Raw genomic sequence first — 17,456 nt, 5'->3', positions numbered from 1 at the left:
CATGTTTTTTATCGAAGTTATTTTACCGCTTTCCTTAGCAAAAACGTTTACTTATCGAATTTCTGAGGCTGAATATCATTTCATAAAAAAAGGAATGCGAGTGGCGGTACCTTTTGGTAAAAATAAAATTTACACAGCACTTGTTCTGGATATTCATGAAAATGCGCCGACATTATATGATGCCAAAGAAATACATCAAATTCTGGATGAAAAACCAATTGCAACCGAAATTCAGATAAAACACTGGCTTTGGGTGGCTAATTATTATATGTGCGGAATTGGCGATGTTTATCGCGGTGCCTTTCCAAGTGGATTATTATTAGAAAGTGAAACAATCGTTTCGCATAAACCAGAAGTTATTGTAAATGACAGTGAACTTTCAGATGACGAATTTTTGGTTTATGAAGCTTTACAACATCAAAGTTCGTTGAAGGTTCAGGAAATTGCTTCAATTTTAAATAAGAAAAACATACTTCCGGTTCTTCAAAAATTGATAAGTAAAGACATTATTGTTTTAGAAGAAGAAATTAAAGAGAGCTACAAGCCAAAATTGGTTCGGTATGTAAAACTACATTCCAAATACGATTCTGATAATGGTTTAGCAGAATTGCTTGAAGTATTAAAAAGTGCCAATAAACAAAAAGAAATTGTTTTGGTCTATTTTCAGCTTAATGCCTCAGAAAAAAAGCCAATCACAGTAAAAAAACTTACTGAAGTCGCGAATGTGACATCAGCGGTTGTTAAGGCTTTAATCGAAAAAGAAATCTTTGAAGAGTATTATTTGCAACACGATCGAGTTTCATTTAATGGAGAAAAATCAGAAAAAGAACTTCATTTAAGTGAAGCGCAGGAAAATGCTTTTAAAGCTATAAAATCGAGTTTTTCTGAAAAAGAAGTTTGTCTGCTTCATGGCGTTACTTCAAGCGGAAAAACTGAAATATACATCAAATTAATTGAAGAATATCTGCAGACAGGAAAACAGATTCTGTATTTGCTTCCTGAAATTGCACTGACAACTCAATTGGTTTCTCGTTTAAGACTTCATTTTGGAGATAAAGTGGCTGTTTTTCATTCGAAATATAGCAACAACGAAAGAGTTGAGGTTTGGAAACAAACGCTCGAAAATTCTGAAAAAGCTCAAATTGTAATAGGAGCGAGGTCGGCTTTGTTTTTGCCTTTTAATGATTTAGGACTATTAATTGTTGATGAAGAACACGAGCAAACTTTTAAGCAAACAGATCCTGCGCCGAGATATCACGCAAGAGACAGTGCAATAGTTTTGGCTAATTTTCATAATGCCAAAGTTTTATTAGGTTCAGCTACGCCAAGTATTGAAACTTATTTTAATACACAGAATGACAAATACGGTTTAGTTACACTAACAGAACGTTATAAAAATGTTCGTATGCCTGAAGTTGTTTTGGTTGATTTGAAAGACAAGCATTTCAGAAAAAGAATGACCGGACATTTTAGTGATCTTTTAATTGAAGAAATTGCAGAAGCGTTGTCTTTGGGCGAACAAGTCATTTTGTTTCAAAACAGAAGAGGATATTCTCCTATAATAGAATGCTTAACTTGTGGGCATGTTCCGCATTGCCAGCAGTGCGATGTAAGTTTGACTTTTCATAAACATAAAAATCAGCTTCGTTGTCATTATTGCGGATATTCGATTGCAAAACCAACAAATTGCCACAGTTGTTCAAGTATAGATTTGACAACAAAAGGCTTTGGAACCGAACAAATAGAGCAGGAGTTAGTATCGCTTTTCCCAAAAGCTAAAACGGCCCGAATGGATCAGGATACAACGCGAGGAAAATTTGGTTTTGAGAAAATCATCGATACTTTTAAAAATAGAGAAATTGATATTTTAGTTGGAACACAAATGCTGGCCAAAGGTTTGGATTTTGACAATGTAAGTTTGGTCGGGATTATGAATGCCGATAACATGTTACATCATCCGGATTTTAGAGCTTTTGAGCGCAGTTTTCAAATGATGACGCAAGTTGCTGGAAGAGCTGGAAGATCAGAAAAACAAGGGAAAGTTGTGATTCAGACATACAATCCAAATCATAATACAATTCAGCAGGTTACCAATCATAATTATATAGGTATGTATAAGGAGCAATTATACGACCGTCAAATTTATAAATACCCACCTTATTTCAGAATTATAAAACTTACTATAAAACATAAAGATTTTGATAAATTGAAAGAAGGATCAATGTGGCTGTATCAGGTTTTGAGCCAAAACTTGAATATGCCAGTTTTAGGCCCGGAAGAACCAGCAATAAGCCGAATCAGAAATGAATATATCAGAACTATATTAATTAAGATTCCGCAAAACCTGCATTTAGGAAACACAAAAAAAACTATTCAGAAAATGCTGAATAGTTTTGAAGCTGTTGCTCAATACAGAGCTATAAAAGTTGTTGTGAATGTCGATTTTTATTAAGACGAAGTAGATAATGCTTTTACTAAATCTTCTTTTTTGTTTCGGCTTAAAGGAATTTTTGTAATTCCAATTTCAGCAAATTTGCTGTTGAAACGCTCTACTTTGTCAATATTAATAATATAGGACTTGTGCACACGAATAAATTTATCTTTTGATAAATCGTTTTCAAAAGATTTCATAGTAGAAAGAACCAAATTACTATCATCTTCAGTAACCACTCTTACATAATCTCCAAATGCTTCGATCCATTTGATTTTAGCGGTGAAAATTTTAAGTTTTTTAAGATTACTTTTGATGAAAATATGTTCGCCTTCTTCTTCTTTGACTTCTTTTTTAAGCAAGTGCATATCGATTGCCCTTTTGACAGAAGCGTTGAATCGATCGACGGCAATTGGTTTTTGCAGATAATCGGTAGCATCATAGTCAAAGGCTTTTAAAGCGTATTCAGCTTTAGAAGTGATAAATATAATTTGAGGCTTTGATTTTAGTCCGTCAAGGAAGTCAAAACCATTAATAACAGGCATTTCGATATCAAGAAATATTAAATCGATATTATTTAAAGAGATACAGCTTTTTGCTTCTATTGCATTAGAAAAGTCCCCGATTAAGTGCAAACCTGGGTGATTATTAACTAATTTTGCAATAATGGTCCTTTGTATAGAACTATCATCTACAACAACACAGTTTAGTTTCATAACATTTAAATTTAGAATAAATTCAGGATAGCATTAGTAAAAGTATTATTTTTTTTGTAAAAAAAACTAAACTGAGCATATATTTTTTGCAGTATGACGAATAAAAGCAAAAATGTGTTGTTTATTTAAATTTTATGATTACTTTTGCACCCAATTTTAACAAATAAATATTGTATTTATGAATCATTATGAAACTGTTTTCATTTTAAATCCCGTTTTATCTGAGGTTCAGGTGAAGGAAACAGTAACGAAATTTGAAGAATTTCTTACTAGTAGAGGAGCTGAAATGGTATCGAAAGAGGATTGGGGTCTGAAAAAAATGGCTTACGAAATCCAAAACAAAAAAAGTGGTTTTTACCATTTATTCGAATTCAAAGTAGCTGGAGAAGTTCTTGTAGCTTTTGAAACTGAATTTAGACGTGACGAAAGAGTTATGCGTTTCTTGACTGTAAGTTTAGATAAACATGCTATTTCATGGGCGGAGAGAAGAAGAGCTAAATTAAAATCTACTAAAGCGTAATTATTATGTCTACAATCGAACAATCTGCAAAAGGAAAAAAAGACGGAGATATCAGATATTTAACGCCTTTAAACATTGAAACTAACAAAACTAAAAAGTATTGCCGTTTCAAAAAATCAGGAATCAAATACATCGATTATAAAGATGCTGATTTCTTATTGAAATTCGTTAATGAGCAAGGGAAAATTCTTCCTCGTCGTTTAACTGGAACTTCATTAAAATACCAAAGAAAAGTTTCTGTAGCTGTAAAAAGAGCTCGTCACTTAGCTTTAATGCCATACGTGGCCGATTTATTAAAATAGTATAAAAAAAATCTAGTCGCTGGTTTCTGCTTGATCAGAACCTAACTTCTAAAATATAAGGACAACAACATGGAAATTATTTTAAAACAAGACGTACAAAACCTAGGGTTTAAAGATGATGTAGTATCTGTAAAACCTGGTTACGGTCGTAACTTTTTAATTCCTCAAGGTTTTGCTACTTTGGCAACTCCTTCTGCTAAAAAAGTTTTAGCTGAAAACCTAAAACAAAGAGCACACAAAGAAGCTAAAGTTGTTGCTGATGCTAAAGCATTAGCTGAAACTTTAAAAGCTCTTGAAATTAAACTTACTGCAAAAGCTGGTGGAGAGAAACTTTTTGGTTCTATCACTAACATCGATATTGCTGAAGCTTTAGAGAAATCTGGTAATGCTATCGATAGAAAATTCATCACTAGTGGTGTTGTAAAACGTTTAGGAAAATACAATGCTACAGTTCGTTTACACAGAGATGTAATCGTTGAATTAGCTTACGAAATTGTTGCTGAAAAGTAATAGTTTTAAAAACGATATAAAAATCCCGATGAAAATCGGGATTTTTTTGTTTAGTGAAATATTGGATTAACAAACTTAAGGTTATTTGCATAAGTGTTTAGCTTATTGCTTATAGCGTAAGGCATAAAGCCTAAAATAAAATGAAATACGCAAGATTAACAAAAGAGCAATTTGATGAATTGCATGCTGAATTTGCCAGTTTTTTGGCGACACAAGCAATTGATAAAGCAGAATGGGATTCTCTTAAAGAAAATAAACCTGAAGTTGCTGAACAGGAATTGGATGTTTTTTCAGATTTGATCTGGGAAGGTGTTTTGTCAAGAGCTGAATTTTTGGAGCATTTTTCTAAAAATCATATTTTCTTATTTCAGTGTTTTGAAACGCATGTTCAGTCAATAGTATTGAAATCGTTAGTGCCGGAAACAGATTTCTTAACTCAGGAAGGTTTGCAGTGGCTTAGTGATAATATGTTTACAGAAACAATTGAGATGAAAGTTGGTAAAAAAGTTTTTACAGAGGACAGAAATGCTTCTATTTTTGAATTGATTCAGCAAGGTGCTTTTTTAAGTGATGGACAATTATTTAAACAGATTAATTTGATTATAGAATCATAATAGGTAAAATCTGTTTTAAAAATTGATTAAAGGTTAAACGATTTGTGTTCTAATTGTTTAACCTTTTGTTATTTTTTTAACATTTGTTTAATCTTTAAAATTTTTATCAGCACGTACTTTTACGCATTTATTTGAGATTTCTCAATATTTTAAGATTTTGGACTTAAAATTGTAGGTTTTTACGGCCTGTTTGTCTTTATTGTTAAATCTATATCGTTTGAAATATATTAAATATAGGTTTTGTATTACTTTTTTTAAATTTAACGTTAAATAAACGTATTTTTTACACACCTTATGAAATGCTTTTTTTGTACTAAAAACCCGGTTTTTTCTTATATTATTTGATGCTTTTGGTAGTTGAGCTGCTTATTACTTCAAAAAAAATTAAAAATATTAGATTGTTTTTTGTTTTTATTTTATTTATTTTTGATATAGAAATGTTAAACAAAATAATTTGGCCCTGTTTTGATAAACCTATTTTTACAGTGTTTTGTTTAATGTTTTGCTTTGACAGAAAATATTTGCCTAAATGTTTTAAGTAACTTAATTATATGCGTATGGAATTGACAATTACTCTCATTATCAAGTTTGCATTAAGTGTTCAAGTTATTTTTGCTTTATTTAATGCCGCGAAATTTGTTCGTAAAATTTCTTTCTATTCAAATCTAAGTTTATTTCAAAATCATAGTCGAGACATTCATTTATTATCATTGCCCAGTTGGCGGCTAGGTTAATAAATGATGATTTGTCGTGTTTAATTTTTAGTGAATGCGATAAATAATTATTTATTAAACACTGTTTCAATTTTTTTAAATCTTATAAAAAACCTTGAGAGTCTAATCAGCTTTCTTGATATATTGAACCAGTATTTTTTTATTCCCCCACAACATAACGTTTAAATTTTCTTAATAGAAAATTATGCAACAAACAAATCACTTCATCAGGAAGATTGGTCTAGATCAGTATTTCCTAAAAGTTTTGAGGGATTTTTTATTCAGGATGAATAAGAGTACTCTTTGGTATACATAAAAATGTCTACCCTATATTTTTTTTTTTAATAAAACAAGATTTTAAAGTCAGCCCCAAATGCTTTATATTTTGTATTAACTAGTTGATTATTAACGTTTTTTAAATTGCCTAAGCATTCGTGCTTATCGCAACAGGTATTTTATTGTCCATTTTCTAATCTTCCAAATTATGAAAAAAATCTTTACTTTTTGTAATCTCATTATTCAGAAGAGATTATTGGGGCTATTATTTTTATTCCTATTATGTAGTAATGCTTTTGCTCAGACTGTTTGTAGACCAGTGTCACAAACAAACAGTCAGGGAGGCTTATTGTGTGTAGGTTTAGATGTAAGTAATCCCACGTTGGCCTATGACAACGATCCGGGGCTAACGACATTTGCGACTTTGCAAAATGCGGTCGGACTTCTATGTGTGGTTGAAGAGACCATGACGCTGAATCAGACCGTGAAAGCAGGAGACGAAATTGTACTTTATTTAGGTACAGGAAATGGTTTGCTTGATGTTGGATTATTATCCAATGTATCAATTCAAACAAAGCTTTCAGGCACAGATGTAGGTCCAAGAGTGGCGCTTAACAGCCCAGTTTTGAACCTAAGTTTGTTATCTGGAAATGCTATTGGAGAAGTCCGATATACAGTTCCTGGCGACGCCAATCAAGTGCAAATTCAGGTAGGTGGTCTTTTAAGTCTGCTTGTTAATTTACGAGTTTATGATGTTCGTCTTGATTTTGCAAAACCAACTGTAACAGGTGGTTTAAATCAGACGATTTGTTCAGGAACTTCAACGACTCTAACTGCTACTCCGGCGGCAGGAACAAATTTAGCATGGTATAGCTCTGCTTCTTCTACTACGGCACTTGCAACTGGAAATACTTTAGTTACTCCAACTTTAACTGCGAATACTACCTATTATATAGGAGTAGCCCGAGCAGGTGGCTGTGAAGGAAATAATCGAGTGCCAGTTGTTGTTAATGTGTCTAATCCTGTTGCTCCCGCAATTAGTTCTTCTGGAACTGCTGTATGTTCTTCAGGAGCAACACAACAAACTACTTTATCATTAATTAATCCAATTCCGGGAACAACTTATAATTGGTATTCAGTATCATCTGGAGGAACAATATTGGCTTCAGGAACTTCGTATTCTCCAACAGTTCCTATTGGTACTACTACTTTTTATGTTGAAGCTGTAATAGGAAGTTGTGTAAGTCCAAGTAGAGCACAGGTTGATGTAGTATCAGTTGCGATTCCGGCAGCGGCAGCGGCTTTGACGCAAAATGTAACGATTCAATCTGGTCAAAATGCCACTTTGAATGCATCAACATCTGAAGCTGGAGTGACGCTGAATTGGTATGATGTAGCAACAGGAGGAACAGCTCTTGCGACAAATACCTCAACCTTCACAACTCCGATTTTAACTGCTACAAAAACTTATTATGTAGAAACTCAAAGTGCAACTGGTGGTTGTGTAAGTACTTCAAGAACTCCAATCACAGTGAACGTAGTGAGTACTCCACTTGGAGGATGTTTACAAGCAAACAGTCAGCAGACTAATATTAATGGTCTTTGTTTGTTATGCAGTAGTACAAATCCGGATTTATCTGTTGACGGAGATATTAATACTGCAGCGCGCTTAACCGTGCCTGTTGGTTTAGTAAATGGATGGATTCAACAAACATTGCAATTCAATAATCCAGGAAAAACTGGTGATATTGTTGATGTTGAATTGGAATTGCCAGGCGGCGTTCTGGATTTAAGTTTATTGAATTATATTAGTTTGGCAACTTATAACGGAGCCACTTTTAATAATGACAGAGTTTCGATAAATAACCTAGTAAGTGTTCAATTATTAGGAGGGAACCGTTTTAGAGCTAGTATAACTGCAGGAGCAAATTTTGACAGAGTTGAAGTTCGCTTGGGTGGTTTAGTATCAGCATTGACGAGTTTGGATATTTATCAGGCAAGTTATCACTATGGTAAAACAAATGTTACTGGAAATACAAATATTTGTAGTGGACAAAATACAGTATTAACTGCAGGCCTTGCTGTTGGAGAAACCGTTAATTGGTATTCTGCAGCCACTGGCGGTGCTTCATTGGCAAGTACTGCAGCTTTTACCACACCAAATTTAACTGCTGATACAACGTATTGGACAGAAGTAACCCGAAATGGTTGTGTTAATACTGTGCGTTATGCCGTACCAATTACGGTAAATAATCCTGTAGTAGCAACTGTGACTGCAGCTTCTTCAAGTATTTGTGAAGGACAATCTACGACAATAACAGTTCAGTCTCCAGTTGTAGGTACCACCTATAATTGGTACGATGCAGCAACAGCTGGAAATTTATTGTTTACAGGAACTACTTTTACAACTCCAGCTTTAACTTCTTCAACAAGTTATTATGTTGAATCAGTAATTGGAAGTTGTACTACTTCAAGCAGAGCGCAAGCGAATATAACAGTTAATCCACTGCCAGCATTGCCAACAGTGGCTGCTTCAACAGTAATTATTCCTTCAGGACAAGTTGTTACTTTGCAAGTTTCAAACCCTGTGGCAGGTATCGCTTATGATTGGTACGATGTACCAACAGGAGGGACAGCTTTAGTGACGGATAATCCAAGTTATACTCCAAGTCCAGCTTTGATAGTAGACAAAACGTATTATATTGAAGCAAGAAATGCCTCAAATTGTGTTAGTGCATCAAGAACAATAATCAATGTTGTTGTAACGCCACCAGCACCAGTAACTACATGTTTACAGGCAAATGCACAAACCATTTCAACAAGCGGTATTGCTTGTGTTGGTTGTGGTGCTGCTTTAGGAACAGCTAATTTATCTGTTGACGGTGATAATAGTACTGCGACTACTCTTCAAAATCCTGTTGGAGTAGCAGGCTATGTACAACAAAGATTAGATTTTGCGAGTTCTGGCTTTGCAGGTGATATAATAGAAGTTGAGCTTGGATTACCAACCGGACTTTTAGACGTAAGTGCCCTTTCTTATATTACTTTAGAAAGTTATAATGGAGGAATTGATAATGGAGATGGCGCAGCTATTAATTCATTACTTAATGTACAGTTATTAGGTGGAAACCGTTTCCGAGCTACTTTTGCAGCAGGCGCAAATTTCACAGGTGTACAAGTTAGATTAGGAGGAGTACTTTCGGTATTAAGTGAATTAGATATTTATGGAGCTTCATTTAGATATAAAGAAGCTACAATCACTGGAGCATCTTCACCAATTTGTTCGGGAGCATCTACAACATTGACAGCTTCAACTACAGGAGGAGATGTACTTAGCTGGTATGATGTTGCTAGCGGAGGGACAGCTTTGGCTTCAAATACAAATACTTATACAACGGGTCCTTTGACAGGTTCTAAAACCTATTATATTGAAGCTGTTCGAAGCGGTTGTATAAATAGTGTTCGTCAGCCAGTAACAGTAACGGTGTTGCCTTTATCAGTTGCAGCAGATATAACTATTGCAAGTCCAGTAACATCTTCTTGTGATGGAACAGCTGTTTTGAATCCAACTTCTGGTTTAGCGGGAGCACAATTTAAATATTACACAGATCAGGTTAAAACACAAGAAATTATTACAGGATCAACAGTTGTTGCTCAGCCTGGAATTACTTTTTCTAAAGATGCATCAACTGGAGCACTTACCATAAACGGACTTGCTTCAGGAGTGTCATATACTTATTATATCGCTGTCGGAAATACAGCAAGCTGTGATAATGCAATAAATACTTTAAAACCAGTCGTTGTTAATTTCCCGGCAACTACTACAACTTTGGCAGTAACATCGCCACTAGTTGCCTGCGGAAGTGCTAATCTAAAAAATGCAATCACAGGACTTGATACAAGCGGAAATACAACTTATACTTTTTTCGATCCTTCAAATACAATTATTACAGATGAAGCAGCATCGAATATAACGATTAGTGGTGTTTACTCAATTCAGGCTCAAGGCAGCGGAGTCGATTGTCCATCTGCAAAACAAGCAGTAACAGTGACAATTAATACGCTGCCAAGCTTGACTGTCGATCCAGCACAGTCTGTAGCTCAAGGCACGAATGTAACGCTGAATGCAACTTCAACAGGTACATTAGCCTGGTATGATCCACAAGGAAATGCAATCGCGGGACCTCCGTTTAACACAGGAGCGCTTAATGTTCCTGGAATTTATACTTATACAGTTGTAGCGACATTAGGAACATGTTCAGTTACAGGAACACTTTCTATAAATGTTAAAGATCCAGACAATTGTCAATTATTAACTGAAAGAGTATATGCAACAGGACAAAGCTCAGGATCAATTATTACGGGAGGTGTGACAAATGGGCCAAATGCTATTGATGGAAATCCACAAACATTTTCAACTATTACTACCGGAGTAGGGCTTTTAGGAATCGGTACAACTTGGCAAAACTTAACTTGGCCTTCAAATATTGCAAAAGGAACACCAGTAACTATTAAATTGGGTTCTGAATATAGCGTATTAGGAGTAGCACAGGGCGTTTCAGTAATTGGAACTAAAGCAGGTGTTGATATTGGTACATTGCAATCTATCTCAGGAGCGTTATTGAATGTACTTCCAGGAGACAATGCTTATGAGTATACTTTTGTACCATCAAATGCTGCAGGTCCACAGGATTACGACGGAATCCGAATTGTGTCAGGTGCAGTTTTAAGTGTTGCTCAAAACACTAAAGTTTATGAAGCGTATTATAATAAATCTGTTTCTACAGTAACTTGTACACCAGGAGATATTCAGGATATTTTTTATGGAACAACTGATTTAGGGCTTCCTGTAGGAGCGCTAACTGCGACAGTTGGAGTAAGTGATGCCTGGAATATAGCTGATAATGATGTTACGACTTATGCTACAATGTATAGTGGTGTTGGTGCTCTTGCAGCAGCAGATATGACAGTACAATTCAAAACACCTTCAGTAGTAAGTGATACTTTAAGAATAGTAATTTCAAAACCAGGTACGTTGTTAAATGTTAATTTGTTAACTGGTTTTAGTATTCAGCGTTATTTAGGAAACGTTGCAGTTGGAGCTCCTATTCAAAATAATAGTACATTATTAAGTTTAAAATTATTATCTGCGAATACTATGGCAATGGTGTTGGTATCTTCTCCAACAGAATCATATGATAGAGTCAGAATCCGTTTTGGCGGAGTAGCAGGTGTTTTAGAATTCTTAAGAGTTCACACAGTAGAGCGCGTTGCTAATACTTCGGTTATAGGCGGAGGAACTGATAATAAGGTTACGGTTTGTCCGGGAAGCACCGTTACACTTCAAATACCAGAAGAAGCTTGTTCAACCTATGTTTGGTATGATTCACCTACGGGAGGAGCAATTGTGGCGAGTGGTATTACTTATACTGTGCCAGCAAATTTAGCGGCAGGTATATACAAATATTATGTTCAGCCAGTACGTTATGGTTGTGAGGCAATGACCCGAGGCGAAGTTACTGTTGAAGTTAGAGCAACAAGTCCAGAACCTACTTTGACAGATATTACTCTAAATGGTGCTGCAACAACTGCGATTTGCGCTCCTTCAGGAACTGTGACTTTAGCCACAAGTTTAGTCGGTACTTTTACAAATCCAGTTTATCATTGGTATAAATTTGATGGAAGTGTAAGTCAGCCAGTAGCTAGCGCGACAGGACCATCATTAATAGTGAATGGTTTAGTTCCGGGAACTTATACTTATTTTGTTGGCGTTAGTTCAGATGAATTTTGTGAAACGGCTGAAGCGGATAGAAAGCAAATAACTTTTACTATTTTGCCTCCTTCTGTAGCAACTGATATTGTAGTTGATGATTTAACAGTGTGTAATGGTGTTGCTGCATCATTGACACCAACTGCACCAACATTGACAAATCCTATTTTCACTTGGTATGCAGATGCTAGCAAAACTCCTCTTGTAAATGGAACACCAACAGGTGTATCTTATACAGTAAGTTCAACAGGAGTCTTGACAGTTACTGGTTTAACACGAGCAGTGAGTCCAATAACTTATTATGTTGCTGTTTCTAGTGATACAACTTGTGAAAATCTAGCAGGAACATTACAAGATGCTGTAATTATTATAAGTGATCCTAATACACCAACGACAACAAATTCTACTCAGAATTTTTGTTTAATTGATAATCCAACTGTTGCAAATATTCAGGTAAATGAATCGAATGTGGTTTGGTACAGTACAGATACTTCTACAACGCCTTTGTTGTCTACTGACGCTTTAGTTACGGGTACCTATTATGCCACAGCAAAAGATCCAGTTACTAATTGTGAGAGCAGTGTTCGTTTGGCGGTTGCAGTTAATGTAAACGATGCGGGAACACCGACATTGGTGACAGCAGGAACACAAAACTTCTGTTTGGTAAATGCTCCAACATTTGCAAGCGTTCAGTTTAATGAGACAAATATTGTTTGGTATACTGCCTTGACAGGAGGAACATTGATTCCATCAACTCAGGCATTGACTAACGGAACTTATTTTGCAACAATCAGCGATCCTGCAACAGGATGTGAAAGTGCAACAAGATTAAGCGTAACAATCAATGTAAACGATCCTGGCACACCGACATTGGTGACAGCAGGAACTCAAAACTTCTGTTTGATTAATGCACCGACTTTTGCAAGTGTTCAATTCAACGAAACGAATATTGTTTGGTACACAGCTTTGACAGGAGGAACATTGATTCCATCAACTCAGGCATTGACAAGCGGAACATATTTCGCTTCAATTAGTGATCCTGCAACAGGATGTGAAAGCGCAACAAGATTAAGCGTTACCATAAATGTAAATGATCCGGGAACACCTACACTAGTAACAGCAGGAACACAAAACTTTTGTTTGATCAATGCACCGACTTTTGCAAGTGTTCAGTTCAATGAGACAAACATTGTTTGGTACACAGCTTTGACAGGAGGAACATTGATTCCATCGACTCAGGTATTGACAAGCGGAACGTATTTTGCTTCAATTAGCGATCCTGTAACAGGATGTGAAAGCGCAACAAGATTAAGCGTTACAATAAATGTAAACGATCCTGGCACACCGACACTAGTAACAGCAGGAACACAAAATTTCTGTTTGGTTAATGCACCGACTTTTGCAAGTGTTCAGTTCAATGAGACAAATATTGTTTGGTATACTGCCTTGACAGGAGGAACATTGATTCCATCAACTCAGGCATTGACTAACGGAACTTATTTTGCAACAATCAGTGATCCTGTAACAGGATGTGAAAGTGCAACAAGATTAAGTGTAACAATAAATGTAAACGATCCTGGCACACCGACACTAGTAACAGCAGGAACACAAAATTACTGTTTGGTAAATGCTCCAACATTTGCAAGTGTTCAATTCAATGAAACGAATATTGTTTGGTACACAGCTTTGACAGGAGGAACATTGATTCCATCAACTCAGGCATTGACAAGCGGAACTTATTTCGCTTCAATTAGCGATCCTGCAACAGGATGTGAAAGCGCAACAAGATTAAGCGTAACAATAAACGTGAGCGATCCGGGAACACCGACATTGGTGACAGCAGGAACACAAAACTTCTGTCTGATAAACGCACCGACTTTTGCAAGTGTTCAGTTCAATGAGACAAACATTGTTTGGTACACAGCTTTGACAGGAGGAACGTTGATTCCATCTACTCAGGCATTGACAAGCGGGACTTATTTCGCTTCAATCAGTGATCCTGTAACAGGATGTGAAAGTGCAACAAGATTGAGCGTAACAATAAACGTAAATGATCCGGGAACACCGACATTGGTAACAGCAGGAACACAAAACTTCTGTTTGGTTAATGCGCCAACATTTGCAAGCGTTCAATTCAATGAGACAAACATTGTTTGGTATACAGCTTTGACTGGAGGAACATTGATTCCATCGACTCAGACCTTGACAAGCGGAACGTATTTTGCTTCAATTAGCGATCCTGCAACAGGTTGTGAAAGTGCAACAAGATTGAGCGTTACAATAAATGTAAACGATCCTGGCACACCGACATTGGTGACAGCAGGAACTCAAAACTTCTGTTTGGTAAATGCTCCAACATTTGCAAGTGTTCAATTCAACGAAACAAATATTGTTTGGTACACAGCTTTGACAGGAGGAACATTGATTCCATCAACTCAGGCATTGACAAGCGGAACATATTTCGCTTCAATCAGTGATCCAGCAACAGGATGTGAAAGCGCTACAAGATTGAGCGTTACAATAAATGTAAATGATCCGGGAACACCTACACTAGTAACAGCAGGAACACAAAACTTCTGTTTGATTAATGCACCTACTTTTGCAAGTGTTCAGTTCAACGAAACAAATATTGTTTGGTACACAGCTTTGACAGGAGGAACGTTGATTCCATCTACTCAGGCATTGACAAGCGGGACTTATTTCGCTTCAATCAGTGATCCTGTAACAGGATGTGAAAGTGCAACAAGATTAAGCGTAACAATAAATGTAAACGATCCGGGAACACCGACCCTAGTAACAGCAGGAACACAAAATTTCTGTTTGGTCAATGCACCGACTTTTGCAAGTGTTCAGTTCAATGAGACAAATATTGTTTGGTATACAGCTTTGACAGGAGGAACATTGATTCCATCGACTCAGGCTTTGACTAACGGAACGTATTTTGCAGCAATCAGCGATCCAGCAACAGGATGTGAAAGCGCAACAAGATTAAGCGTTACAATCAATGTAAACGATCCTGGCACACCGACATTGGTGACAGCAGGAACTCAAAACTTCTGTTTGATTAATGCACCGACTTTTGCAAGTGTTCAATTCAATGAGACAAACATTGTTTGGTACACAGCTTTGACAGGAGGAACATTGATTCCATCAACTCAGGCATTGACAAGCGGAACATATTTCGCTTCAATCAGTGATCCTGTAACAGGTTGCGAAAGCGCTACAAGATTGAGCGTTTCAATAAATGTAAACGATCCGGGAACACCGACATTAGTAACAGCAGGAACACAAAACTTCTGTCTGATTAATGCACCTACATTTGCAAGTGTTCAGTTCAATGAGACAAATATTGTTTGGTATACAGCTTTGACAGGAGGAACGTTGATTCCATCTACTCAGGCATTGACAAGCGGGACTTATTTCGCTTCAATCAGTGATCCGGCAACAGGATGTGAAAGTGCTACAAGATTAAGCGTTACAATAAATGTAAACGATCCTGGCACACCGACACTAGTAACAGCAGGAACACAAAATTTCTGTTTGGTTAATGCACCGACTTTTGCAAGTGTTCAGTTCAATGAGACAAATATTGTTTGGTATACAGCTTTGACAGGAGGAACATTGATTCCATCGACTCAGGCATTGACAAGCGGAACTTATTTCGCTTCAATCAGTGATCCTGTAACAGGTTGTGAAAGCGCAACAAGATTAAGCGTTACAATCAGTGTTACAGATCCATTGACTCCTACAACTACAAATGCATCTCAAGTTTTCTGTTCTGGAAACGTACCTACAATTGCCAATATCCAAGTGAATGAAGCAAATGTAGTTTGGTACAGTGCCGCGACAGGCGGAACAGCAATTCCTGCAACAACAGCTTTAGCAAATGGTACCTATTACGGAGCAATAAAAGATCCAGTTACAGGTTGTGAAAGCAGTGTAAGATTGGCGGTTAACGTGACTGTTGGAAACACAATAAATCCGACTACAACAAACGCATCGCAAAGTTTCTGTTCTACAACAGCGCCTACTATTGCAAATATTCAAGTAAACGAAAGCAATGTTACTTGGTTTAGTTCAGCAACAGGCGGAACAGCAATTCCAGCGACAACTGCATTAACAACAGGTGTTTATTACGGAAATATTGTTGATCCAGCAACAGGATGTGAAAGCTCAACTCGTTTACAGGTAACGGTTACGGTAACAAACCCAAGTCCGACGCCTACAACAACGAATGCAACTCAAAACTTCTGTACTTTAAATTCTCCTACAGTTGCAAATATTCAAGTAAATGAAGCAAATGTAGTTTGGTATAGTACAGCAACAGGAGGAACAGCAATTCCGGCAACAACGGCATTGGTTACAGGAACATATTACGGAGCTATTTCAAGTGCAATAGGTTGTGAGAATCCAGTACGTTTAGCAGTTGTGGTAAATGTAAATACTCCAGGAGTGATTACAACACCAAGAACAGCGCAAACATTCTGTTTGTCAAAATTGCCAACACTTGCTAATATTTTAGTAAATGAACCAAACGTAGTATGGTATTCTTCTGCAACAGGCGGAACACCTTTAGCAGCAAATACACAATTAACAGCTGGAACTTATTATGCTTCGGCTCTTGCCAATACAACAAATGGTTGTGAAAGTGCAACGAGATTAGGAATCACAATTGCTTTCGAAAATGATGCTTTGGTTCCAATTACTACAAGCGATGATACGCCATGTGTTTTCCAAGGTGTAACTTATTCAGTAGCAAATGGTAAATCAAATTATGTTTGGTCAGTTACCAACGGAACAATTATTTCTGGCGGAGGAACTGCTGACGGGAATGTAACAATTTCATGGTCTGATATTGGTTCTGGTCAAGTAAAAGTTACATACATCAACACTTGTGATGAAACAACTACTAAAACATTGAATGTTACAGTAGCAACTTGTTCAGATTTAACAATTACCAATACAGTGAGTAATCCAACTCCAAATTTTGGTGAACAAATAACATTTACAGTAACAGTAAACAATGTTGGACAAGGAAATTTCATAAATACACTTGTAAGCGACTTATTGCCTAACGGTTATGAATTTATAAGTTCAAGCACGACTCAAGGAACATTTGATCCAACAACACAGCTTTGGACAATTCCAACGCTAAATGCAGGTCAGAGCGTGGTGCTTACAATTGTTGCCGAAGTAGTTCATGGTACCGATTATTTATCTGTTGCAACTATTGAAATATCAACTCCTTTAGATGTTTCTGCAGCAAACAACTCGGCTTCAGTTTCAGTCGAACCAATTTGTTTAACAGTTTATAATGAGTTCACTCCAAATAATGATGGAGCTAATGATCTCTTTAGAATTGACTGTATCGAAACGTATCCAAATAATGAATTGAAAGTATACAACAGATATGGCGCATTAGTTTACAGTAAACAACATTATGAAAATGATTGGAACGGAACTGCGAATGTATCTGGAGTTATAAGTAGAGGAGATATGCTGCCAACAGGTACTTATTTTTATGTGATAGACATTGGAGACGGAACGGTTAAAAAAGGATGGTTATCTATAATGAGATAAGCAGACAATGTTAATCATCTAATT

At 36.4% G+C, this 17,456-nt stretch carries 7 protein-coding genes; 6 read left to right on the top strand and 1 reads right to left on the bottom strand.

What is annotated here, in order from left to right; all coding sequences use genetic code 11:
• The first annotated feature begins 1 nt into the window (after position 1).
• Complete coding sequence (priA, locus tag FN795_RS02950) at positions 2 to 2,452, top strand: replication restart helicase PriA (protein WP_142449294.1); 2,451 nt, start codon at positions 2 to 4, stop codon at positions 2,450 to 2,452.
• On the opposite strand, the gene FN795_RS02945 is transcribed toward priA, so the two are convergent.
• Positions 2,449 to 3,147 carry a LytR/AlgR family response regulator transcription factor gene (locus FN795_RS02945; RefSeq protein WP_026729423.1) on the bottom strand — a complete coding sequence of 233 codons (699 nt, stop codon included), beginning with the start codon at positions 3,145 to 3,147 and terminating at the stop codon, positions 2,449 to 2,451. The two genes, priA and FN795_RS02945, sit on opposite strands and share 4 nt — an antisense overlap.
• Positions 3,148 to 3,325: 178 nt before the next feature.
• On the opposite strand from FN795_RS02945, the gene rpsF reads away from it, so the two are divergent.
• The 5 genes from rpsF (at position 3,326) to FN795_RS02920 (ending at position 17,432) form a co-directional block, all read left to right on the top strand.
• Entirely contained in the window at positions 3,326 to 3,667 is a 342-nt protein-coding gene (rpsF, locus tag FN795_RS02940) for a 30S ribosomal protein S6 (protein WP_026729424.1), read from the top strand.
• A 5-nt stretch (positions 3,668 to 3,672) separates the two neighbouring features.
• Positions 3,673 to 3,969: a 30S ribosomal protein S18 gene (rpsR, locus tag FN795_RS02935; protein WP_002987043.1), complete on the top strand. Its 297-nt coding sequence runs from the start codon at positions 3,673 to 3,675 to the stop codon at positions 3,967 to 3,969.
• Between the two features lie 69 nt (positions 3,970 to 4,038).
• Positions 4,039 to 4,479 (top strand): 50S ribosomal protein L9, encoded by a 441-nt coding sequence (rplI, locus tag FN795_RS02930; RefSeq protein WP_035648232.1) that lies wholly within the window; start codon positions 4,039 to 4,041, stop codon positions 4,477 to 4,479.
• A 140-nt stretch (positions 4,480 to 4,619) separates the two neighbouring features.
• Positions 4,620 to 5,093, top strand: coding sequence for a DUF6495 family protein (locus FN795_RS02925; RefSeq protein WP_142449293.1), 474 nt, complete (start codon positions 4,620 to 4,622; stop codon positions 5,091 to 5,093).
• A 1,197-nt stretch (positions 5,094 to 6,290) separates the two neighbouring features.
• A complete protein-coding gene (locus tag FN795_RS02920; protein ID WP_142449292.1) occupies positions 6,291 to 17,432 on the top strand; it encodes an Ig-like domain-containing protein in 11,142 nt (3,713 codons plus the stop codon).
• Positions 17,433 to 17,456: the final 24 nt, after the last annotated feature.

The organism is Flavobacterium resistens, from assembly GCF_900182645.1.
Taxonomy (GTDB): domain Bacteria; phylum Bacteroidota; class Bacteroidia; order Flavobacteriales; family Flavobacteriaceae; genus Flavobacterium; species Flavobacterium resistens.
Note: the sequence above shows the minus strand (reverse complement) of the source record. Positions and strands in the feature narration are given on the sequence as shown.